This window comes from Streptomyces sp. NPDC008163 (assembly GCF_042956885.1).
In the GTDB taxonomy this organism is placed as follows: Bacteria; Actinomycetota; Actinomycetes; order Streptomycetales; family Streptomycetaceae; genus Streptomyces; species Streptomyces drozdowiczii_A.
Genome location: NZ_JBIBHG010000004.1, coordinates 203282 through 223879 on the forward strand (window position 1 = coordinate 203282; position 20598 = coordinate 223879).

General features: G+C 72.8%; 18 protein-coding genes and 1 pseudogene. 8 read left to right on the forward strand and 11 right to left on the reverse strand.

Annotation, left to right across the window (positions count from 1 at the left end; translation table 11 throughout):
• The first annotated feature begins 23 nt into the window (after positions 1–23).
• Genes ACFZAT_RS11410 through ACFZAT_RS11420 form a run of 3 tightly spaced genes read left to right on the forward strand, consistent with a single transcriptional unit; the run spans position 24 to position 2470 of the window.
• Entirely contained in the window at positions 24–812 is a 789-nt protein-coding gene (locus ACFZAT_RS11410; protein ID WP_391263106.1) for an ATP-binding cassette domain-containing protein, read from the forward strand.
• Positions 799–1704, forward strand: coding sequence for an ABC transporter permease subunit (locus ACFZAT_RS11415; RefSeq protein ID WP_391263108.1), 906 nt, complete (start codon positions 799–801; stop codon positions 1702–1704). Before ACFZAT_RS11410 ends, ACFZAT_RS11415 begins: the two co-directional genes overlap by 14 nt.
• A gap of 7 nt (positions 1705–1711) precedes the next feature.
• Complete coding sequence (locus tag ACFZAT_RS11420; RefSeq protein WP_391263109.1) at positions 1712–2470, forward strand: CbiX/SirB N-terminal domain-containing protein; 759 nt, start codon at positions 1712–1714, stop codon at positions 2468–2470.
• A 37-nt stretch (positions 2471–2507) separates the two neighbouring features.
• Here ACFZAT_RS11420 and ACFZAT_RS11425 read toward each other — a convergent pair whose 3' ends face one another.
• Positions 2508–3152, reverse strand: a complete 645-nt coding sequence (locus ACFZAT_RS11425) for a DsbA family protein (protein ID WP_391263111.1) — start codon at positions 3150–3152, stop codon at positions 2508–2510.
• Positions 3153–3220: 68 nt separating this feature from the next.
• The gene (locus tag ACFZAT_RS11430; RefSeq protein ID WP_391263113.1) at positions 3221–3802 is read right to left on the reverse strand and encodes a TIGR03086 family metal-binding protein; all 582 of its coding nucleotides are present in this window, start codon (positions 3800–3802) and stop codon (positions 3221–3223) included.
• Positions 3803–3940: 138 nt separating this feature from the next.
• Between ACFZAT_RS11430 and ACFZAT_RS11435 the strand changes: the two genes are divergently transcribed.
• Entirely contained in the window at positions 3941–4777 is an 837-nt protein-coding gene (locus ACFZAT_RS11435; RefSeq protein WP_391263115.1) for an ATP-binding cassette domain-containing protein, read from the forward strand.
• 10 nt (positions 4778–4787) lie between these two features.
• On the opposite strand, the gene ACFZAT_RS11440 is transcribed toward ACFZAT_RS11435, so the two are convergent.
• Both ACFZAT_RS11440 and ACFZAT_RS11445 read right to left on the reverse strand, forming a co-directional pair.
• Positions 4788–5165 carry a DUF4440 domain-containing protein gene (locus ACFZAT_RS11440; RefSeq protein WP_391263117.1) on the reverse strand — a complete coding sequence of 126 codons (378 nt, stop codon included), beginning with the start codon at positions 5163–5165 and terminating at the stop codon, positions 4788–4790.
• 115 nt (positions 5166–5280) lie between these two features.
• Positions 5281–6483, reverse strand: a complete 1203-nt coding sequence (locus ACFZAT_RS11445) for a S8 family serine peptidase (RefSeq protein WP_391263119.1) — start codon at positions 6481–6483, stop codon at positions 5281–5283.
• 417 nt (positions 6484–6900) lie between these two features.
• Here ACFZAT_RS11445 and ACFZAT_RS11450 point away from each other — a divergent pair.
• Positions 6901–7125, forward strand: a pseudogene (locus tag ACFZAT_RS11450) (hypothetical protein); the annotation flags it as partial.
• A gap of 55 nt (positions 7126–7180) precedes the next feature.
• Here the strand turns inward: ACFZAT_RS11450 and ACFZAT_RS11455 are convergent.
• From ACFZAT_RS11455 to ACFZAT_RS11465, 3 genes are read right to left on the reverse strand one after another with little or no spacing between them, the layout of a single operon-like run.
• Positions 7181–8473 carry an extracellular solute-binding protein gene (locus ACFZAT_RS11455; RefSeq protein ID WP_391263121.1) on the reverse strand — a complete coding sequence of 431 codons (1293 nt, stop codon included), beginning with the start codon at positions 8471–8473 and terminating at the stop codon, positions 7181–7183.
• Complete coding sequence (locus ACFZAT_RS11460; RefSeq protein WP_391263123.1) at positions 8473–9312, reverse strand: ABC transporter permease subunit; 840 nt, start codon at positions 9310–9312, stop codon at positions 8473–8475. The genes ACFZAT_RS11455 and ACFZAT_RS11460 overlap by 1 nt, the downstream gene beginning before the upstream one ends.
• Positions 9309–10262 (reverse strand): ABC transporter permease subunit, encoded by a 954-nt coding sequence (locus tag ACFZAT_RS11465; protein WP_391263125.1) that lies wholly within the window; start codon positions 10260–10262, stop codon positions 9309–9311. Before ACFZAT_RS11465 ends, ACFZAT_RS11460 begins: the two co-directional genes overlap by 4 nt.
• A 125-nt stretch (positions 10263–10387) precedes the next feature.
• Between ACFZAT_RS11465 and ACFZAT_RS11470 the strand changes: the two genes are divergently transcribed.
• Entirely contained in the window at positions 10388–11254 is an 867-nt protein-coding gene (locus ACFZAT_RS11470; RefSeq protein WP_391263127.1) for a phosphotransferase, read from the forward strand.
• Positions 11255–11458: 204 nt separating this feature from the next.
• Here the strand turns inward: ACFZAT_RS11470 and ACFZAT_RS11475 are convergent, their stop codons facing one another.
• Entirely contained in the window at positions 11459–12187 is a 729-nt protein-coding gene (locus tag ACFZAT_RS11475) for an exonuclease domain-containing protein (protein WP_391263129.1), read from the reverse strand.
• A gap of 67 nt (positions 12188–12254) precedes the next feature.
• Positions 12255–13487 (reverse strand): SAV2148 family HEPN domain-containing protein, encoded by a 1233-nt coding sequence (locus ACFZAT_RS11480; protein ID WP_391263131.1) that lies wholly within the window; start codon positions 13485–13487, stop codon positions 12255–12257.
• A 365-nt stretch (positions 13488–13852) separates the two neighbouring features.
• Between ACFZAT_RS11480 and glgX the strand changes: the two genes are divergently transcribed.
• Together glgX and treY are read left to right on the forward strand one after the other, a co-directional pair.
• Entirely contained in the window at positions 13853–16021 is a 2169-nt protein-coding gene (gene glgX, locus ACFZAT_RS11485) for a glycogen debranching protein GlgX (protein WP_391263132.1), read from the forward strand.
• A 91-nt stretch (positions 16022–16112) separates the two neighbouring features.
• Entirely contained in the window at positions 16113–18479 is a 2367-nt protein-coding gene (gene treY, locus ACFZAT_RS11490) for a malto-oligosyltrehalose synthase (protein WP_391263133.1), read from the forward strand.
• 56 nt (positions 18480–18535) lie between these two features.
• On the opposite strand, the gene ACFZAT_RS11495 is transcribed toward treY, so the two are convergent.
• Positions 18536–19531, reverse strand: a complete 996-nt coding sequence (locus ACFZAT_RS11495; RefSeq protein ID WP_391263135.1) for a cytochrome P450 — start codon at positions 19529–19531, stop codon at positions 18536–18538.
• 49 nt (positions 19532–19580) lie between these two features.
• On the reverse strand, positions 19581–20531 hold the full coding sequence (locus ACFZAT_RS11500; protein WP_391263137.1) for a LysR substrate-binding domain-containing protein: 951 nt from the start codon (positions 20529–20531) through the stop codon (positions 19581–19583).
• Positions 20532–20598 lie beyond the last annotated feature (67 nt).

Here is a 20598-nt window from a genome sequence, read left to right on the forward strand (position 1 = left end):
AAGACTCCCAGGAGGTGACGACCATGGCGAACACCCTCACCAAGGCCGAGGACCGTGTCTCGGTCGGGCACGCCGCCCGTATCGCGCATGTCTCGAAGTCCTTCGCCGGGCCCGCGGGAACGCAGCTGGTCCTGGACGACATCAGTCTCGATGTCGCCCCGGGCGAGTTCGTCACCCTCCTGGGAGCCTCCGGGTGCGGCAAGTCCACGCTGCTCAACCTGGTGGCCGGCCTCGACCGGCCGACCGGGGGCAGCATCGAGACCCCCGGCGGCCGGCCCGCGCTGATGTTCCAGGAGCACGCCCTCTTCCCGTGGCTGACCGCGGGCAAGAACATCGAACTGGCCCTGCGCCTGCGCGGGGTACCGAAGGCGCAGCGCCGCGCCGAGGCGGAACGGCTGCTGGAGCTGGTCCGGCTCGGCGGCGCGTACGGCAAGCGGGTGCACGAGCTGTCCGGCGGCATGCGGCAGCGCGTGGCGATGGCCCGCGCGCTCGCCCAGGACAGCCAACTGCTGCTGATGGACGAGCCGTTCGCGGCGCTAGACGCCATCACCCGCGATGTGCTGCACGACGAGCTGACCCGGATCTGGCGCGAGACCAACGTCTCGGTCCTCTTCGTCACACACAACGTGCGCGAGGCCGTCCGCCTCGCCGAGCGCGTGGTGCTGCTCTCGTCCCGCCCCGGCCGGATCGCCCGTGAGTGGACGGTCGACATCGAGCAGCCGCGCCGTATCGAGGACACCGCCGTCGCGGAACTGTCCGTCGAGATCACCGAACAACTGCGTGGGGAGATCCGCCGTCATGGCCAGCACTGACATCAAGTCGGACGAGGCGGGGTCCGGCGGGAAGCCGGACGACCTGGCCGGGCTCGAAGCCGGTCTGGACGCCCTGGACGCGGTGCAGGTGCAGCGCACCCCGGTGCGCGAGGTCCTGCTGCGCAAGGTCCTGCCCCCGCTCATCGCGGTGGCCCTGGTCCTGGTCGTCTGGCAGCTGCTCGTCTGGGGCGGGGTGACCGAGGACTACAAGCTGCCCGCGCCGTCCGCCGTCTGGGACAGCGCCCGCGACATGTGGCTCCGGGGCACCCTGCTCGATGTGGTGTGGACCAGCATCTCGCGCGGTCTGCTCGGCTTCCTGCTGTCGGTCGCGATCGGTACGCCGCTGGGCCTGCTGGTGGCCCGGGTGAAGTTCGTCCGGGCCGCGATCGGTCCGATCCTTTCCGGGCTGCAGTCGCTGCCCTCGGTGGCCTGGGTGGCGCCGGCGGTGATCTGGCTCGGGCTGAACGACTCGATGATGTTCGCGGTCATCCTGCTCGGTGCGGTGCCCTCGATCGCCAACGGGCTCGTCTCGGGCGTCGACCAGGTGCCTCCGCTCTTCCTGCGGGCGGGCCGCACGCTCGGCGCGACCGGGTTGCGCGGGACCTGGCTGATCGTCATGCCAGCGGCTCTGCCCGGCTATCTGGCGGGCCTCAAGCAGGGCTGGGCTTTCTCCTGGCGTTCGCTGATGGCCGCCGAGATCATCGCCTCGTCGCCGGACCTCGGCCTCGGGCTCGGCCAGTTGCTGGAGAACGGCCGCAACAACGCGGACATGCCGGGGATCTTCCTCGCCATCTTCCTGATCCTGATCGTCGGCATCGCCATCGACCTGGTCATCTTCAGCCCGCTGGAGCGGTGGGTGCTGCGCAGCCGCGGTCTCCTCGTCAAGAACTGAGCCTTCCATGTCCTCTCCGGTCCTCCTCGTCATCGCCCACGGCAGCCGCGACCCGCGGCACGCCGCGACCGTGCACGCGCTGACCGCGCGGGTACGGGAGCTGCGGCCCGGGCTGCGCGTGGAAACGGGGTTCCTGGACTTCAACGCGCCCTCGGTGCCCAGGCTCCTGGAGCGGCTGGCCGCCGAGGGCGCGTCCGAGGTGGTGGCGCTGCCGCTGCTGCTCACCCGGGCGTTCCATGCCAAGTCGGACATCCCGGCGGTGTTGCGCGAGGCCCGCGCGGCGCTGCCCCGGCTGCGGGTCCGGCAGGCCGAGGTGCTCGGCCCGTCGCCGCTGCTGAACGCCGCGCTGGAACGGCGGCTGTACGAGGCCGGGGTGCGCCCCGGCGACCGAAGCTCGACCGGGCTCGTCCTGGCCTCGGCGGGCTCGTCGGACCCGGAGGCGATCGCAGTGATCGCTGAAATCGCGCGGGAGCTGCGGCACACCGGTTGGTGTTCCGTGCGGCCTGCGTTCGCCTCCGCATCTCTTCCCCGGACCGAGGACGCGGTCCGGGCCCTGCGGGCCGGGGGCGCGCGCCGCGTGGCCGTCGCCCCGTACGTGATCGCGCCCGGCCGCCTCCCGGACCGCATCGCGGCGGGGGCGGCCGAGGCCGGCGCGGACGTGCTGGCCGAGGTGCTGGGGCCGGCCCCGGAGCTGGCCCGGCTGCTGCTCGACCGGTACGACGAGGCGAACGCGCTCGCGTCGCGGCCGGTCGCGGTCAGCGCCTGACCCGGGCGGCGCGCCCGCACCCGGGTCCGCACCCGGGTCAGCCGACGTCGATGCCGCCCGTACGGGTGCGCTTGAGCTCGAAGAAGTCGGCGTGGCCGGCGAGTACCCTGAAGCTGTCGAACAGTTGGGCCGCCTCCTCGCCGCGCGGGATCGCCCGCAGCACCGGCCCGAACCACACTGTCCCGTCGACGTGGATCGTGGGCGTGCCGACGTAGCCGCCCGCCTCCGGGTCCCGGCCGGCCTCGTGGCTGCGCCGCACGACCTCGTCGTACGCCTCGCTGTGCGCGGCCTCCGCGAGGTGCGCGGGCAGGTCCAGCTCGGCCAGGGCCTCGGCGACGACCTGGTCGAAGTCCTCGTTCTTCTGCTGGTGGATGCGGCTGCCGAGGGCGGTGTAGAGGTCGCGCAGGACCTGGCCGCCCCGCTCCTCGGCCGCGGCGGCGGCGACCCGGACGGGTCCGATCGAACGGTCGACCAGATCGCGGTACCACTCGGGGAGTTCGTTGCCCATGTTGTGCAGATAGAGGCTCATCACATGGAAGCGCAGCTCGATGTCGCGGTGCTGCTCCACCTCCAGCATCCAGCGGGAGGTGATCCAGGCGAACGGGCAGGCCGGGTCGAAGTAGAAGTCGACCCGTACGGGCTCTGCGGGCCGGCCCGGTTCCGGGGCGGAGTGAGTGGTCATGGGGCGAGCCTAGCCAGCCGGTGGCACACTCCCCCGGGCCATTCGGCACCCGTCCGCCTGGGCCATTCTCAGGACGCGGTCCACTGCGGGTCGCGCCCGCTCAGGGCCAGCGCGCGGGTGAACCCGGTGGCACCGGGGGCGTCCACCTCGTCGGTGAACCCCTCGTACTGACGGTAGAGCGCGGCGGTCTTCTCGACGGTGGCCAGGACGTATCCGGCGGCCTCGTCGGAGAGCCGGAACTCCTGGCCGGTGGCGCGGGCCACGTCCCAGCCGTGCAGTGCGATCTCCTCGATGAGCATCGCGGCGGTGTCGGCGGCCGGGGACGCGGAGTCGCCCTCGCCGATGGTGCCCTCCCAGACGGCGGGGTCGGACCAGGCGGCGACGGCCCGGTCGAGCTGGGCGGCGTACCGCTCGGCCCAGTCGGCGTCGGCGGTGAAGTCGCGGGCGATCAGCTCCTCGGGGAGTTCGGTGCGCCGGGCTCGGTGCTCCATGCCGTGCGAGGTGTACAGGACCCAGTGGTTGACGAGGGTGCGGGTGTCCCAGTCCCCACAGGGGGTGGCATTCGCCTCCAGTTGTGCGGCGGTGACGCCCCGGGCCACACGGGCGGCCTCGGCGGCGCATTCGGTCATATGGGCGTGCTCGGTCTTCATGCTCCCCAACCTACGGACACGCGGCCGGCCGGTATTGAAGAAAGGCGACAGGTGCCGGACGAGTCGGGTGTACGGGGCACGGATAGGCTTTCCGGTGCGCGGATGAGCGCTCGCGCCCGTACGAAGGAGCAGCCGCACGTGACCACCACCGCACCCCTGTCCCTCTCCGCCGGCACGGCCCCGGTTCCGGTCATCCGGGCCGACGAGGTCTCTCTCGTACGCGACGGGAACGTCCTGCTGGACGCGGTCTCGCTCACCGTGCGCGGCGGGGAGCACTGGGCGCTGCTCGGGGCGAACGGGGCGGGCAAGAGCACCCTGCTCGGGCTGCTCGGGGCGGTCACGCATCCGACGCGGGGTTCGGTCGAGGTGCTGGGCCGCACGCTGGGACGGGTGGACCTCCGGGAGCTGCGCACGCTGCTCGGCCATGTCAATCCGCGCCATCCGCTGCGATCCCCGCTGACGGTGAGCGAGGTGGTGCTGACCGGGCTGACGAACTCGGTCGAGCCGGTGCCGCGCTGGTCTCCGGGGCCGGGGCAGCGGGAGCGGGCGGAGCGGCTGCTGAAGATGCTGGGCATGGGCGGCAAGACGGGCTCGCGCTGGCCGTCGCTGTCCCAGGGCGAGCGCGGCCGTACGCTGATCGCCCGGGCCCTGATGCCGCAGCCCCGGCTGCTGCTGCTCGACGAGCCGGCGACCGGTCTTGACCTGGCCGCCCGGGAACAACTGCTCGACAGCCTGGACGCGTTGCGCGAGGAGCATCCGGAGCTGGCGACCGTACTGGTCACCCATCATCTGGAGGAGCTGCCCGCCTCCACCACGCACGCGATGCTGCTGCGCGGCGGGCGGTGCCTGGCCTCGGGCGGGGCGGACGAGGTGCTGACCACGGACCTGGTCAGCGAGTGCTTCGGCCACCCGGTCCTGATCAGCCGGACGGACGGCCGGTGGGCGGCCCGGGCACGGCGGGCGGTCCGGGGCTGATGCCGGACGCTCAGCGGTCGGGCGCGGCCTCGAAGGGCGTGGCCTGGTGGTAGTAGAGGAGCCAGCCGGCCCGGGTGAGCCGCCAGAGCGAACTGCGGTGGGCGCGCTTGTTCCTGGCCTCCGTGTCGAAGGTGAGGTGGACGAGCCCGTCGGCGAGGTGCACGCCCCGCATGAGTGAGGCGGTGAGCCGGCCGGGCCCCGGAGCCTGCCCCGAGACGAGCAGGTCGATGATGGTGTCCCGGTCCCAGTGGCGGCCGGTGGTGTCCACCTCGCGGTAGTCGGGGTGCAGCACCTGGTCGAGGAGGTCGGCGGACGCCCGGACCAGGGGGTCCAGGAGCCGGAGCTCCCCCTCGATGGCCGCGGCCACACCCGGCGCCGGTCCGGTCATGCCCGCCTCCCGCCCGCAACGGTTGTCATAGGGCAAGCGTAGGTCGACGAGGGCGGACCGGGCGGCCGCCGCGCCCCGTGGGGGAGAGCGCGGTGGCCGCCGGTGGGTGGAGCTGTTACTCGACGATCTTCAGGAGCTTGTTCGCCGTTCCCTCGGTGGCGTTGCTGATGGCGTCCGGGGTCGCCCCGTCGGTGAGGGCCGTGGCGACCTCGTCCGGGGTGGCGTCCGGGTGCCCGGCCAGGTAGACGGCGGCGGCGCCGACGACGTGCGGGGTGGCCATCGACGTACCGGAGATGGTGTTGGAGCCGGTGTCGCTGTCGTTCCAGGAGGAGGTGATGTCGGAGCCCGGTGCGTAGATGTCCACGACCGAGCCGTAGTTGGAGAACGACGACTGCTCGTCGTCCACGGTGGACGAGGCGACGGTGATGGCCTCGGGGACGCGGGACGGGGAGCCCTCGCCGGCGTCGCTGGACTCGTTGCCGGCGGCGACCGCGAAGGTGACACCGGAGGCGATGGCCTTCTTCACGGCCGCGTCGAGCGCCTCGTCGGCGCCGCCCCCCAGGCTCATGTTGGCGACGGACGGGCCCTCGTGGTGCTCGGTGACCCAGTCGATGCCGGCGACGACCTGCTCCGTGGTGCCGGAGCCGGAGTCGTCCAGGACGCGGACGGCGACGATCTTCGCCTTCTTGGCGACGCCGTAGGTCGACCCGGCTATGGTGCCGGCGACGTGGGTGCCGTGGCCGTTGCCGTCGTCGGCGCTGTCGTCGTTGTCGACGGCGTCGAAGCCGGAGCTGGCGCGGCCGCCGAACTCCTCATGGGTGGTGCGGACCCCGGTGTCGATGACGTACGCGGTGACGCCCTCGCCCGCGCTGTCCGGGTAGGTGTACGCGTTGTCGCCCGCGGTCTCCGTCTGGTCGATGCGGTCCAGGCCCCAGGACGGCGGGTTGTCCTGGGTGGCGTCGATGTGGAACTTCTTGTTCTGTACGACCTTGGAGACGGCCGGGTCGGCGGCGAGCCGCTTGGCCTCGGTCTGCGAAAGGCCGCTGGCGGAGAAGCCGTTGATGGCGGAGCTGTAGTTGCGCTTCAGCTTTCCGCCGTACTCCTTGGCGAGTTCGGCCTTGTCCGCCTTCTGGTCCAGCATCACGATGTAGCTGCCGGAGACCGCGGTCGCCGCGTCGGCGCCGTAGACCTTGCCCATGGCCGGAGCGGGTGTCGCTCCGGCGAACGGGGTGCCCAGCAGGGTGACGCCGGCGGCGGCCGCGACCGCGGTGATGGAGGCGGTCAGCTTGAACCGGCGTGCGCGCTTGTGAATGGCCATGAAGAGGGGTCTCCTCGTCATTCTTTGTGGGGGGATTGGCCCCCGGCCGGAAAATCTCCGGGGGCTGGCTCGAAACCCTGACCGATTGACGCGCGCAGATCAAGACCTCCCTACAGCTCCGCCGCACTCGCCAACTTTTCGTCACAGGAAGGTCGCAGGAGCCCCTCGATACGCCGATCACCTTTACGTGCAAGGGGCTTCGATGCCCCTTCTCGGGGGCACGCCCCGCCCCCAGGGCGGAGAGCGGCCGTTGCCGGCTCGCCGGAGACCATGACGAACTGGCTTTATGCCGCCCCTGCCTTCGAATCGGGAGGCGGCGGCGGTGGGCCGGTGCCGGTCACGAGGGGGCGGGCCCGTCATGGGGAACGTGGATGCGGAGCGAGGGCCGCGGGTGCGGGGCGTCGCGGCCCGGGCGGGCGGCAGATGGGCATCAGCCTGGCGGCGGCGGTGCTGATCGACGCGACGATCATCCGCGGGGTGTCGCTCCCGGCCGTGATGGCCCTGCTGGGCGACCGCAACTGGTACTTCCCGACGTGGCTGGGGTGGCTGCCGGACATGACGCACGACGAGTCGTACGAGGACGAGCCGGCCGCGTCCGCACCGGCGCGCGGCGGCGAGGAGCCGGAGCGGGTCGGCGTCTGACCGCCTGCTTCACGCGGTCCCTCCTCCCGGACACCGGGAGGAGGGACCTTCGTGTTCAGCGCTGGTAGCGGGCCAGGACCCGGTTGCCGTCGGTCACCAGACGCTTCTTCAGCTCGGCCGCGTCGATCGCTCCGCTGTAGTACTCCTGGAGCGCGGGCGTCGCCACCTTGTCCTTCCACTCGGGGTAGCCGCGCACCGACTGGGCCGGGGCGGACCGCAGCGACCCGGCGAGCGCGGCGCCGGTCGCCCAGCCCCGGTCCGCGGTGTGCAGCGAGGGGTCGGCCAGCGCCTCGGTACCGGTGGGCAGCATCCAGTCCCCCTTGGCCAGGCGCACCATGTTGGCGGACCTGAGCAGGAAGCCGATGAACTCCACCGCCTCCTTCTTGTGCGGGCTGTCCTCCGCGACGGACAGGGTCTGCGGGCTCACCCCCTGCGCCGTCCCGTCCCGTCCCGCCGGAGCGGGCAGCACCGTCCACTCGAAGCCCTTGGGCGCCTGCTCCACGATCTGCTGGCGGTAGGAGAAACCGAGCGGCACCATCGCGTACTTGCCGCCGAAGAAGCCGGGCAGGGTGTCGCCGCCGCCCATGCCGAGCGCGGTGCGGGCGGCGCTGTGGTCGGTGTTGACCTGGTCGTGGATGGTGCCGGGGACGACCTGGTCGCCCTCCCCCATCGCGACGGTCACCTTGCCGTCGGCGCCCCGGTGGAAGAGTTCGCCGCCCGCCGAGAGGCCCAGGTTGAGGGTGACGGAGACCGGCTCCTTGAGCGGCCAGGCGACCCCGTAACGGCCCTTGCCGGTCAGCTCCTCGGTCACCTGCCGGAATTCCGTCCAGCTCCACGGCTGCTCGGGGGTGGGGATGCGGACCCCGGACGCCTTGAGGATCTTGGTGTTGGCGATCAGGACCCGGGGCTCCTGGAGGAAGGGCACGCCGTAGACCCCGCCGTCGAAGGTGGCCGTCTCCCAGCTGTTGCGCGGGATGCCCTCGGTCAGCCCCTTCGGCAGGAGGGGGCGGAGGTCGGCGAGGTAGCCCCCGTAGGCGAAGTCGGCGAGGTCGTCGGACGCGTCGTGGATGATGTCGGGCGCCTCGCCGCCCTCGAAGGAGGTGAGGAGCTGGTCGTGGACGCTGTCCCAGCTGCCCTGGACGTACTTGACCCGGATGTCGGGATGGGCCGCGTTCCACTCCTTCACCAGCTGCTTGTTGATGTCGACGGACTCCTTCTGCCAGGCCAGCGACTGGAAGCGGAGGGTGATCCGACCGTCCGCCCCGCCGTCGTCGCCCCCGCCGCAGCCGGTGAGCAGCAGGGCGAGCGCGGTGGCCGCCGCGGCAGCGTTGCGTACCAGCGCGCGCATCAGCTCTTCACCGCCCCGGCCAGCATGCCGCCGGTGATCCGGCGCTGGATCACCGCGAACAGCACGAGCGAGGGGAGGGTGGCGAGGAACGCGGCGGCGGCGAGCGGCCCGAGGTCGCTGGCGCCCTCGGCGCCGAGGAAGTGCGTCAGTACGACCGGCAAGGTCTGCTTCTCCGGGGTCTTGAGGAGGACGAGCGCGAAGAAGAACTCGTTCCACGCGGTGATGAACGCGAAGAGGGCCGTGGCGACGATTCCCGGGGCCAGCAGCGGGGCGGTGACGGAGACCAGCGTGCGCAGCCGCCCGGCCCCGTCGACCGCCGCCGCCTCCTCCAGCTCGCGCGGCACGGCCCTGACGTAACCGACGAGCATCCACAGCGCGAAGGGCAGCGCCCACACCACGTAGACCAGGATCAGCCCCCAGAGGGTGTTGATCAGGTGCAGGTTCTTCAGGACCAGGAAGAGCGGAATGATCAGCAGGACGAAGGGGAACGCCTGGCTGACCACCACCCAGCCGGTGGCGGCCGTGGCGAGGCGGTTGCGGTGGCGGGCCATCACATAGGCCATCGGGGTCGCGATGAGCACGGCGATCAGCCCGGCCGAGACCGCGGCGATCAGCGAGTTGGCGGTGGCCCGCAGCAGCGGCTGCTCGTCGAAGGCCTGCCGGAAGTTGTCCAGCGTCGGGTGCCGCGGGATCCAGGTCGGGTGCAGGGAGCCGAGTTCCGGCGCGGGCTTGAAGGCCGTGGAGATCAGCCACAGGAAGGGGAACGCGAGGAAGACCAGATAGCACAGCAGCGCCACGTACTGCCCGGCGCGCACGGACCGCTTGGTACGCATGCTCATCGGTCGTCGCCTCCCCTGAGCCGCCCGGCGAGATACACGGCGAGGATCACGGAGATCACCGCGACCATGACGCAGCCCATCGCGGCGGCGTAGCCGAACTGGCCGTAGCGGAAAGCCTCCTCGTACGCGAAGAGCATCGGCAGCCGGGTGCGGCCGCCGGGTCCGCCGTTGGTCAGGACGTAGACCAGGGCGAAGGAGTTGAAGTTCCAGATGAAGTTGAGCGCGGTGATGGAGAGGGCGACCGGTCTGATGGCGGGCCAGGTCACCGTGCGGAACCGGCGCCAGGCACCCGCCCCGTCCAGCGCGGCGGCCTCGTGGAGCTCGTGCGGGGTGTTCTGGAGCCCGGCCAGCAGGGCGACCGTGGTCTGCGGCATCCCGGACCAGACGCCGACGACGATCACGGCGGGCAGTGCGGTCGCGAGACCGGTGAGCCAGTCCCGGCCGTCCCCGAGGCCCAGATCGCGGATGGTCTCGTTGAGGATGCCGGCGTCCGGGTTGTAGACGAGGCGCCACATGATGCCGACGACGACCTCGGGCATCGCCCACGGGATGATCGCCAGGGCCCGGGCCAGCCAGCGCATCCGCAGGTTCTCGTTGAGCAGCAGCGCCAGGCCGAGGGCCAGCACGAACTGCGGGAAGGTGACGCCGACCGCCCACACCAGGCCGATCCGGAACGACTCCCAGAACAGGCCGTCGTGCAGCAGGTCCTGGAAGTTCAGCGTGCCGGTCCACTGCGTGGCGCGGGTGCGGCCGGACTGGGCGTCGGTGAAGGCGAGCGCGATGCCGTAGAGCAGCGGGCCGACGCTCAGGACCAGGATCGGGACCAGGGCGGGGAGCACCAGGAACCAGGTGCCCGCACCCCGGTCGAGCCGCCCGTCGGGGTGCTTCCCGGTGCGCTTGCCGGGCGGGCCGTGCCGTCCGGAACCCACGGTTGCACTCGCCAATGTCATGCTTACGCCCCCTTTGCGTCGTTCGACCGGCTACTTGCCGTTCCGGCCGCTCAGGTGGCCTCCGTCATCGTGCTGACGGCCCGCCGGTTCGTCAAGGCAACCTGCACGGATGCGAAAATCGGACCATGAACGAGATGGAAGCGCGCGAGGTGCTGGCCGCCGCCGGGTTCGCGGGAGGCGCGGAGCTGCTGGCGCTCGGCGAGAACGCGGTGTTCACGGCAGACGGCCTCGTGATCAAGGTCGGCCGGGACGCCGTGAGCCACCCCGAGCTGCTGGAACGGGCCGAGCGCGAGGTGGCCGTCGCCCGGTGGCTCGCGGCGTCCGGCGTCCCCGCCGTGCGGGCCGCCGAGGACGGGGCGCGGCTGGTCGGCGGTCATCCGGTGACCGTGTGGCACCGGCTGCCCGACGCGGTGCGGCCCGCCGAGCCGCGCGATCTGGCTCCGCTGCTGACCGCCGTCCACGCGCTGCCCGCGCCGGAGGACTTCGCGCTGCCGCGCCGGGAGCTGCTGGGCGGCGTCGAGCGGTGGCTGCGGCTGGCGGGCGACTCGATCGATCCGGCCGACGCGGCGTATCTGCGCGAGCGGCGGGACGGGTTCGCGGCGGCGGCCGCGGCGCTGGTCCCGCATCTGCCGCCGGGACCGATCCACGGGGACGCGCTGGCGCGCAACGTACATGTCGGGCCGGACGGGCCGGTCCTGGTGGACCTGGAGACCTTCTCCTCCGATCTGCGCGAACACGATCTGGTGGTCCTCGCGCTGTCCCGCGACCGGTACGGGCTGGCGGCGGACGCGTACGACGCGTTCACCGGGGCGTACGGGTGGGACGTGCGGGAGTGGGACGGGTGCGGGGTGTTGCGGGGGGCGCGGGAGACGGCGAGCTGTGCGTGGGTGGCACAGCATGCGCCCTCGAACGGTGCCGCTCTCGCGGAGTTCCGTCGCCGGGTGGCGTCCCTGCGGGACGGTGACCCTTCGGTGCGGTGGTACCCGTTCTGAGCCGGCTCGGGTGTCCGGCGCGCCGGACCAGCGTGTGTCCTCAATCGCCGGACGGGCTTGACTTTGCCGCCGCCGTCTTCTTCCCGCAGCCGGGATCCGGGCGAAAACCCAAGCAGGTCCAGCGATTGACCTCGCCATGAGGACGGCCACATCAAAGCCCGTCCGGCGATTGAGGACACACGTGGGCGGGCGGGGCGTCCGCGGTCAGGCGGTCGTGCGGACCGGCTCCCGGACCGGCCACTGGCCGTCCACCACCGCGTCCGGCGTGCCCTTGCGGCGGAGGAAGTTCTGGAAGTCCGCGGCCCACTCCGCGTGCCAGGTGATCTGGCGGTCGTGCAGGGCGGCCGGTGCGAGTTCCGCCACGGCCCGGTGGCGGGCGGCTATCGCGTAGGCCACGCGCACCGCGGCCAGCGCGTCCGCCGCCGCGTCGTGCGCGCCCCCGTGCACCACGCCGTACTCGACGCAGACCGCCTCCAGGTTCCGCTTGCCCTTGCGGTAGCGGTCGACCGCGCGGTCGATGGTGTACGGGTCGATGACGGGGCCGACGGGCGCCCCGTCCAGCCGGTCGGCGAGCGGGGGCAGCCCGTGGCGGTGCAACTCCGCGGTGAGCAGCGTCAGGTCGAACGCGGCGTTGTACGCGACGACCGGGACGCCCCGGCGCCAGTAGCCTGCCAGCGTGTCGGCGATCTCGTCGGCCACCTCGTGGACGGGACGGCCCTCCGCCGCCGCCCGCTCGCTGCTGATGCCGTGGATCGCGGACGCCTGGGCGGGGATACGGATGCCCGGGTCGGCCAGCCAGGTGTGCCGGGCGGTCGGCTCACCGTCCCGGTCGTCCACCGCGATCACCGCGGCCGTGACGATCCGGGCCTCCAGCGGGTCCGTCCCCGTCGTCTCCAGATCGAAGCCGACCAGCGCGTGCCGGTGCCAGCTCATCCCGTACCTCCTTCATGGTGCTCCCCCGAATGACGACCACCCTCGCACGGGCCACTGACAACGCCGCTCAGGAGACCGGCCGGGAGTCCGTCCACACCGACTCGAACTCCTCGCGGTACGTCTCGAACAGCCCGTGCTCGTATCCCTGCCCCGCCCGCACCACCGCACGCCCGCCGCCGCGCAGCACCAGCACCGGCGCCTCCATGCCGCGCGCCCGGCGCAGATAGGTCTGGACGACCCCCACCGCGTCGGCGCCGTCGCCGTCCACCAGGTAGGCCGTGAAGCGCGGGGTCTCGTCGAAGACGTGGATCTGGAAGGCGTCCGGGTCGCGGAGCTTGGCGCGCACCCGGCGGATGTGCAGGATGTTCATCTCGACGGACCGGCTCAGCTCGCCCTTCTTCAGGCCGAGCTCCCGCTCGCGGCGCTTGACCGCGCTGCTGGCCGGGTTGATGAAGAGCAGCCGGATCCGGCAGCCCGACTCGGCGAGCCGGATGAGGCGGCGTCCGGAGAAGTTCTGCACCAGCAGGTTGAGCCCGATGCCGATCGCGTCGAGCCGGCGGGCACCGCCGAACAGGTCCTCGGCGGGCAGCTGGCGCTGGAGGCGCACCCGGTCGGAGTGGACGGAGACCACGTCCGCGTACCGGTCGCCGACCAGCTCCTCGACCGCGTCGACCGGGAGCCGGTCCGCGGAGGGCACCCCCGCCCCGCTGCCCAGCATCTCCAGGAGCCGGGCGGAGGCCCGCTCCGCCTGGGCGAGCACCGCCTCGTTCAGCGCGCGGTTGCGGGAGACGACATTGCGCGCGACCTCCAGCTCGTCGAGCGCCAGTTCGACATCGCGGCGGTCGTCGAAGTACGGCTCGAAACAAGGCCAGTGCTGGACCATCAGCTCGCGGAGCTGGGGCAGCGTGAGGAAGCTGAGGACGTTGTCGTCGGCCGGGTCGAGCAGATAGCCCTTGCGGCGGGAGACCTCGCGCACGGCGACCGCGCGCTGCACCCACTCCTGTCCGGCGGGCCCGGCGGCGGCCACCACCCAGTCCTCGCCGTGGACGGGCTCGTAGATCGGCCGGAGCACCGCCGCGACGACGGCGCGCAGCCGCTGTTCGACCAGATTCAGCCAGATATAGGCGCGCCCGGCCCGCTGGGCGCGGGTGCGCACCTCGCTCCAGGCATCGGCGTCCCAGTCCAGCTCCGCACCGATCTCCAGGGGCTGTGCCAGCGATACCGCCCCGGGCGGGACCTCGGCCACGTCCCCCTCGTGACCCGCGTCACCCGGGGGCAGCTCGAACCCTCCCGAGCTCACCCACGCACCGCCTTCCACTCCCCCACCAACGATCAAGGAAGGGTACTCCGGGAGCGGGAGCCGGTGCAGCCGGATGCGCAGGCTCCTTTACCAACTCCCCATGGAATCAATCCTGTTCCGGTCGGCGGCTTCGACGGGAGTGAGCGGATTCATAGTGATTAAACACCCCAGCGCAGAACGTGATCCGGACAGCCCGGGCGAGGGGCCGGCCGGAGGCCGGATCCGGGCGACGCGGAGAGGCACGAGGTTGACCGACCGGCCGACGTCCTAGGTAAGGGGCGGTCTTTCGGGGAAGATCTGGCCCGGGGACCAGGCGGCCCGCACTCCCCCAGGGCGACCGCGGCAGGACGGGAAGAGTCGAATCCATGCAGGTGTGGCCGGGACAGGCGTATCCGCTCGGTGCCACGTACGACGGCGCCGGGACCAATTTCGCGGTCTTCTCGGAGGCCGCCCACCGAATCGAGTTGTGCCTTCTGCACGACGACGGTTCCGAGACGGCGGTGGAGCTGAGAGAGACCGACGCGTTCGTCCGGCACGCGTATCTGCCCGGGGTGATGCCCGGTCAGCGCTACGGCTTCCGCGTGCACGGACCGTACGAACCGGAGCACGGCATCCGGTGCAACTCCGCCAAGCTGCTCCTCGACCCGTACGCCCGCGCGGTGTCCGGGCAGATCAAGTGGGGGGAGGCGGTCTACGGCTACCCGTTCGGGAAGCCCGACGCGCGCAACGACCTCGACTCCGCCCCCCACACCATGACCTCGGTCGTGGTGAACCCGTACTTCGACTGGGGCGACGACCGGCGCCCCCGTACGGACTACCACCGCACGGTGATCTACGAGGCCCATGTGAAGGGCCTGACGATGCTCCATCCGGGGCTGCCGAAGGAGCTGCGCGGCACCTACGCCGGGCTGGCGCATCCGGAGATCATCGCCCATCTGACGGAGCTCGGCGTCACGGCGATCGAGCTGATGCCGGTGCACCAGTTCGTGCAGGACCACCGGCTCGCGGACGCCGGGCTCGCCAACTACTGGGGCTACAACACGATCGGCTTCTTCGCCCCGCACAACGCGTACGCCTCCTGGGGCGACCGGGGCGAGCAGGTCCTGGAGTTCAAGCAGGCCGTGCGCGCCCTGCACCAGGCGGGCATCGAGGTCATCCTCGACGTGGTCTACAACCACACCGCCGAGGGCAACCACCTCGGGCCCACACTGTCCTTCCGGGGGCTGGACAACGCCTCGTACTACCGGCTGACCGACGACCAGCGGTACTACATGGACACCACGGGCACCGGGAACTCGCTGCTCATGCGGTCACCGCACGTGCTCCAGATGATCATGGACTCGCTGCGGTACTGGGTGACCGAGATGCATGTGGACGGCTTCCGCTTCGACCTGGCGGCCACGCTGGCCCGGCAGTTCCACGAGGTGGACCGGCTGTCGTCGTTCTTCGACCTGGTGCAGCAGGACCCGGTGGTCAGCCAGGTCAAGCTGATCGCCGAGCCGTGGGACGTCGGCGAGGGCGGCTACCAGGTGGGGAACTTCCCGCCGCTGTGGACCGAGTGGAACGGCAAGTACCGGGACACGGTCCGCGACCTGTGGCGGGGCGAGCCCCGGACGCTGGCGGAGTTCGCCGGGCGGCTGACCGGCTCATCGGACCTGTATCAGGACGACGGGCGGCGCCCGCTGGCCTCGATCAACTTCACCACCTGCCACGACGGCTTCACGCTGCACGACATGGTCTCGTACAACGACAAGCACAACGAGGCCAACGGCGAGGGCAACCGGGACGGCGAGAGCCACAACCGGTCGTGGAACTGCGGCGCCGAGGGCGAGACGGACCGGCCCGAGGTGCTGGAGCTGCGCGAGCGTCAGATGCGCAACTTCATCGCCACCCTGATGCTGTCGCAGGGCGTGCCGATGCTCAGTCACGGCGACGAGTTCGGGCGTACCCAGCAGGGCAACAACAACGCCTACTGCCAGGACAACGAGCTGTCGTGGGTGCACTGGCCCGAGCCCTCCGCCGCCGTGGGCGAGGACGGCGCGGACGAGGGCGAGGGGGCGGGTGGCGCCGCCGAGGACATGAGCCTGCTGGAGTTCACCCGGGCGATGGTGTGGCTGCGCCGCGACCACCCGGTCTTCCGCCGCCGCCGGTTCTTCCACGGCCGCCCGGTGGAGGGCACGCACGACGAGCTGTCCGACATCGCCTGGTTCACGCCCGAGGGCCAGGAGATGACCCAGCGGGACTGGCAGGCCGCCCACGCGAAGGCCCTGACGGTGTTCCTGAACGGCAGCGCCATCTCGGAGCCGGGGCCGCGCGGGGAGCGGATCTCCGACGACTCGTTCCTGCTGATGTTCAACGCGAGCGCCGAGACGCTGGAATTCGCCGTGCCCGTCGACCACGGCCGGCAGTGGCACGCCGTCGTGGACACCGCGCGCCCGGCCGGGGTGCTGCCCGGGGCCGGGCCGAAGGTGGCGGCGGGCGACCGGGTGACGCTGGTGGGCCGGAGCATGGTGGTGCTCCAGCGCCCGGCCTGACCGGTCGCGCGGGGCCGCCCGTGTCACCCCGTCGTGCCCTTGTGCCGGGCAGGGTGACACAGGCGGCCCCGATGTGGGTACGAAGGTCTTCATGACGCCTACCGCCACGTACCGGCTCCAGCTCCAGCCGGAGTTCCCGTTCCGCGCCGCCGAGGACGCCGTGCCGTACCTGGCCTCCCTCGGCGTCTCCCATCTGCATCTCTCCCCGGTCCTGGAAGCGGTGCCGGGCTCCCGGCACGGCTACGACGTCACCGACCACGGCCGGGTACGGGACGAGCTGGGAGGCGAGGAGGGGCTGCGGCGCCTCGCGCGCACCGCGCGGGAGCACGGGCTCGGCCTGGTCCTGGACATCGTGCCCAACCACATGGCGGCCGACCCCGTCCACAACCACGCCCTGCGCGAGGTGCTGCGCGAGGGCCCGGACTCTCCGTACGCCCGCTGGTTCGACATCGACTGGGCGGCCGGTGACGGGCGGGTGCTGCTGCCGGTGCTGGGCGGCCGGATCGGCGACGAGATGGCGCGGATGCGGGTCGACGGCGAGGTGCTGCGCTACGGCGAGCAGGAGTTCCCGCTCCGCGAAGGCACCGCCGGCCTTCCGCTGCCGGAGCTGCTGGACGCCCAGCACTACCGGCTCGGCTGGTGGCGGCTGGCCCGCACCGAGCTGAACTACCGCCGGTTCTTCACCATCTCGGAGCTGATCGGGGTGCGGGTGGAGGACCCGGAGGTCTTCGCCGCCACCCACGGCAAGATCCTCGAACTGGTCCGGGACGGGGTGGTGGACGGTCTGCGGATCGACCACCCGGACGGCCTCGCCGACCCGGCCGGCTATCTGGAACGGCTCTCCGGGGCGAGCGGCGGGGTGTGGACGGTGGTGGAGAAGATCCTCACCGGCGCCGAGCCGCTGCCGGCCGGCTGGGCCGTCGCCGGGACCACGGGCTACGACGCGCTGTACCGGATCGACGGACTCTTCACCGACCCCCAGGGCGCCGCCGAACTGCTCGGCCACTACCACGAGGCGGCGTCCCCGGCCGACGACCGGGGCGGTTACTGGACGGCGACCGTGCGCCGGGCCGCGTACCGCGTCGTCACCCATGAACTGGCGGCGGAGACCGAGCTGCTGACCCGCCTCGCCTCCCGGATCTGCGCCGGGGACCCCGCGCTGCGCGACCACGCCCCCTGGGCGCTGCGCACCGCCGTGCGTGAGCTGCTGGTCCGCGTCCCGGTCTACCGCCCGTACGTGACGGCGGGCGGGCCCTGCACCGACGCGGCCGAGGCGACGCTCGACGCGACGACGGTGAGCGACGCCAAGGCGGCGTTCGCGGTACGCGACGAGGCGTCGGCCGTCGACGTGGTGCGGGACCTGGCGCTCGGGCGGCTCGGCGGCGGCGCGGACCGGGCGGCGTTCTGCGCCCGGTTCGCGCAGACCTCGTCCGCGCTGCGCGCGAAGGCGGTCGAGGACACCGCGTACTACCGCTATCTGCCGCTGATCTCGGCGAACGAGGTGGGCGGCGACCCGGGACACCCGGCGGTCGGCCCGGAGGACTTCCACGCCTTCTGCACCCGCATCGCCCGCGACTGGCCCGCCACCGGGACGGCCCTGACGACGCATGACACGAAGCGCAGCGCCGAAGTGCGGGCGGGCATCGCGGTGCTGTCCCAGTGCCCCGGGCGGTGGGCGGGTCTGGTGGCGGGGCTCGGGCGGTCCGCCCAGCCCGCGCCCGATCCACAGCTGGCCTGGCAGGCGTGGCAGACGGCGGTCGGCTGCGCGGGCATCCCGGCCGAGGAGCGGGCTGCGCGGCTGGAGCCGGCGCTGCTGAAGGCGGTGCGCGAGTCGGGCCTGTTCACCAGCTGGACGGAGCCCGATCCGGTGTACGAGCGGCTGGCGTCGGACTTCGTCGCCGCCGGACCCGCCGCGGACACCGGTCCGGTGCGGGCCCTGGTGGAGGAGTTCGCCGCCCCGCTGGCCGCCCATGTGCGGGCGCAGTCGCTGGGCGCGGCCCTGGTGCACCTGACGATGCCGGGGGTGCCGGACCTCTACCAGGGCACCGAGCGCGCGTATCTGGCGCTGGTCGACCCGGACAACCGGCGGCCGTTCACGGAGCCGTCGCCGGACGCGCCCGCCGACGAGAAGGCGGAGCTGACGCGGGCGGCACTGCGGCTGCGCCGGGATCGGCCCGCGGTGTTCGGCGAGTCGGGCACGTACGCCCCGCTGCGCGCCTCGGGCCCGGCGGCCTCGCACTGCGTGGCCTTCTGCCGCTCCGGGGAGGTCGTCACGGCGGTGACCCGGCTGTCGTTGCGGCTCGCCGAGTCGGGCGGCTGGCGAGGCACACGGCTGGCCCTGCCGGACGACGGCGTGTGGCGCGACCTCCTCGCGCCGGGCCGCGCGTTCACGGGCGGCACGGCGGAGGTGGCGGAACTGTTCGCGGACCGGCCGGTGGCGTTGCTGGTACGGGGCTGAGGGCTCAGGGCCGGTCGTCGAACTGCCGTTGTCGCCCGCGGTTCGACGACCGGACCTCAGCCCGGCCGGACGAGGAGGGAGCGCGGGCCCCTCGTGAGCAGGCCCGTGGCGGCCGGGCGGAAGCCCTCCGCCCAGCGGAGCCGGGGCATCGCGTCGAGCAGGGCGCGCAGCCCCTGTTCGGCCTCCAGGCGGCTGAGCGACACGGCCGGGCAGCCCGCCGGGCCGGTCAGCGTGCGGTCCTGGTCCGGGCGGAACGGGTCGAAGGCGTCCGGCGCAGCGAACCGCTGCGGGTCGCGTGCGGCGGCCCCGACGAGGCAGGCGACGGGCGCCCGCGCGGGGAGGGTGCCCCCGCTGAGGGCGACCTCGGCGACCGTGCGGCGCAGGACGACCTGGACCGGCGGGTCCCGGCGCAGCGACTCCGTCCAGGCCCGGCCGGTGAGCGCGGGTTCGACGCGCAGGGCGGCCAGCAGGTCGGGGTCGTCCAGCAGATTGGCGAGGAGCGAGGCGAGCGCGGTCCGGCGCAGGGCGGCGTCCCGGGCGCACGGCCCGTCACCGGCCGGCGCGGCGGGCAGCCAGCGGCAGAACTCCTCGACCAGGTCGGCCCGGGCGGAGCGGGCGATCCGCCGGGCGAGCACGAAGGCGGTGCGCTCCACGCGCTCGGCGAGCCGGTCCGGGACCGTGCCGGTCACCACGGTGTAGCGGTCGGCGGGCAGACAGCGCGGGCTGCCGTGGCACAGGCCGAGCGGCGCGGGCCCGCCCCGGGGCGCCCCGTCCTGCGGGAAGCCGGTGAACCGGGGGTCGGCGAGAGCGGTGGTCACATCGTCGTACCGGCTGACCAGCCAGGCGCCGAGGGGCGCGTCGTAGCTGAGCGGGTACTGCTCGCGCAGCATCCGGTAGAAGCGGTACGGGTCCCGGGCCGCGCCGCGCGCGAGGAGGCTGGGCCCGGTGCAGGCCCGGCCGGTCCTGCGGGACCCGGCGGAGCGGGTGGCGCGGGCGCGTGGCTCGGGCGAGGTGGTCGGGGCGGGTATGTCTCGGGGCGCGTCTGCCTGCATGGCGGTTCCCCCGGGCGAGTCGGTACGCCGGTGGACGGCGCGGTCCTTCTCAGGGCATCACCTGAACGGTCGCGTCGCAGTCGGCGCGCGGCCGTTCAGGTGACACGGCGACCGCCTCGCCGCTGCTCCGGGCGTCGGCCAGCAGATCGGTGAAGGCGGCGGCCGCGCCGCTCAGCGGGACGCGGGAGAAGACGGCGAGCTCGCGGCGCCAGGCCGGGTCCACGGTGAGCAGGGCGCAGTCCTCGCCGACCGCTCCCCGTACGACGTGGGCGGGGGCGGTGGCGACGCCGACCCCGGCCGCCGCCATGCGCACCGCCGTCGAGGTGTGCTCGGTGCGCACCGCCGTACGGGGGCTGAAACCGGCGCGGGCGCAGGCCCGGTCGAGGAAGGGGGTCCCGTCCACGAGCGGTTCCATGGCGCAGCGCACCCAGAAGCGGTCCGCGAGTTCCTGGAGGCGGACCGAGGTGCGGCCGGCGAGCGGGTCGTCGAAGGGGACGACGAGGACGATGTCCTCCGCGCCGACGGGGACGACCGGACCGCTCCAGCGGGCGGGCGGCGGGCCGACGGCGAGGTCGGCGGTGCCCCGTTCGATCTGGTCCTCCAGGGCCTCGGTGGTGGCGTACTCGTGCAGGACGAGGGCGACGCCGGGGTGGGCCGTGCGCCAGCGGGCGAAGACGTCGGGGAGGATGCCGACGGCGATGGCGTGGACGGTGGCGATGTGGAGTTCGCCGCCCTGCGCACCGGCGGCGGCGCGCGCGGCGCGGCGGGCCTGGGCGGCGCTGCGCACGGAGCGTTCGGCGTGCGGCAGGTAGGCGCGGCCCATCGCGGTGAGCCGGACCCCGCGCGGCAGCCGTTCGAGCAGGGGCCCGCCGACGGCCCGCTCCAGGGCCTTGATCTGGTGGGAGAGCGCGGGCTGGGTGACGTGCAGCCGCTCGGCGGCCCGGGTGAAGGACGCCTCCTCGACCACGGTCACGAAGTACTCCATCTGCCTCAGGCTCATCGCGCCCTCCTGCCATGAGCTCCCTGCATGGAAACCACACAAACATTGCCTTGGACTCATGGCAAGG

What these genes read in the sequence shown, in the direction of transcription:
- ACFZAT_RS11410 (WP_391263106.1), top strand. Translation starts at nt 24, where the DNA reads ATGGCGAACACCCTCACCAAGGCCGAGGACCGTGTCTCGGTCGGGCAC.
- ACFZAT_RS11415 (WP_391263108.1), top strand. Translation starts at nt 799, where the DNA reads ATGGCCAGCACTGACATCAAGTCGGACGAGGCGGGGTCCGGCGGGAAG.
- ACFZAT_RS11420 (WP_391263109.1), top strand. Translation starts at nt 1,712, where the DNA reads ATGTCCTCTCCGGTCCTCCTCGTCATCGCCCACGGCAGCCGCGACCCG.
- ACFZAT_RS11425 (WP_391263111.1), bottom strand. Translation starts at nt 3,152, where the DNA reads ATGACCACTCACTCCGCCCCGGAACCGGGCCGGCCCGCAGAGCCCGTA.
- ACFZAT_RS11430 (WP_391263113.1), bottom strand. Translation starts at nt 3,802, where the DNA reads ATGAAGACCGAGCACGCCCATATGACCGAATGCGCCGCCGAGGCCGCC.
- ACFZAT_RS11440 (WP_391263117.1), bottom strand. Translation starts at nt 5,165, where the DNA reads ATGACCGGACCGGCGCCGGGTGTGGCCGCGGCCATCGAGGGGGAGCTC.
- ACFZAT_RS11445 (WP_391263119.1), bottom strand. Translation starts at nt 6,483, where the DNA reads ATGGCCATTCACAAGCGCGCACGCCGGTTCAAGCTGACCGCCTCCATC.
- ACFZAT_RS11455 (WP_391263121.1), bottom strand. Translation starts at nt 8,473, where the DNA reads ATGCGCGCGCTGGTACGCAACGCTGCCGCGGCGGCCACCGCGCTCGCC.
- ACFZAT_RS11460 (WP_391263123.1), bottom strand. Translation starts at nt 9,312, where the DNA reads ATGAGCATGCGTACCAAGCGGTCCGTGCGCGCCGGGCAGTACGTGGCG.
- ACFZAT_RS11465 (WP_391263125.1), bottom strand. Translation starts at nt 10,262, where the DNA reads ATGACATTGGCGAGTGCAACCGTGGGTTCCGGACGGCACGGCCCGCCC.
- ACFZAT_RS11470 (WP_391263127.1), top strand. Translation starts at nt 10,388, where the DNA reads ATGAACGAGATGGAAGCGCGCGAGGTGCTGGCCGCCGCCGGGTTCGCG.
- ACFZAT_RS11475 (WP_391263129.1), bottom strand. Translation starts at nt 12,187, where the DNA reads ATGAGCTGGCACCGGCACGCGCTGGTCGGCTTCGATCTGGAGACGACG.
- glgX (WP_391263132.1), top strand. Translation starts at nt 13,853, where the DNA reads ATGCAGGTGTGGCCGGGACAGGCGTATCCGCTCGGTGCCACGTACGAC.
- treY (WP_391263133.1), top strand. Translation starts at nt 16,113, where the DNA reads ATGACGCCTACCGCCACGTACCGGCTCCAGCTCCAGCCGGAGTTCCCG.
- ACFZAT_RS11495 (WP_391263135.1), bottom strand. Translation starts at nt 19,531, where the DNA reads ATGCAGGCAGACGCGCCCCGAGACATACCCGCCCCGACCACCTCGCCC.
- ACFZAT_RS11500 (WP_391263137.1), bottom strand. Translation starts at nt 20,531, where the DNA reads ATGAGCCTGAGGCAGATGGAGTACTTCGTGACCGTGGTCGAGGAGGCG.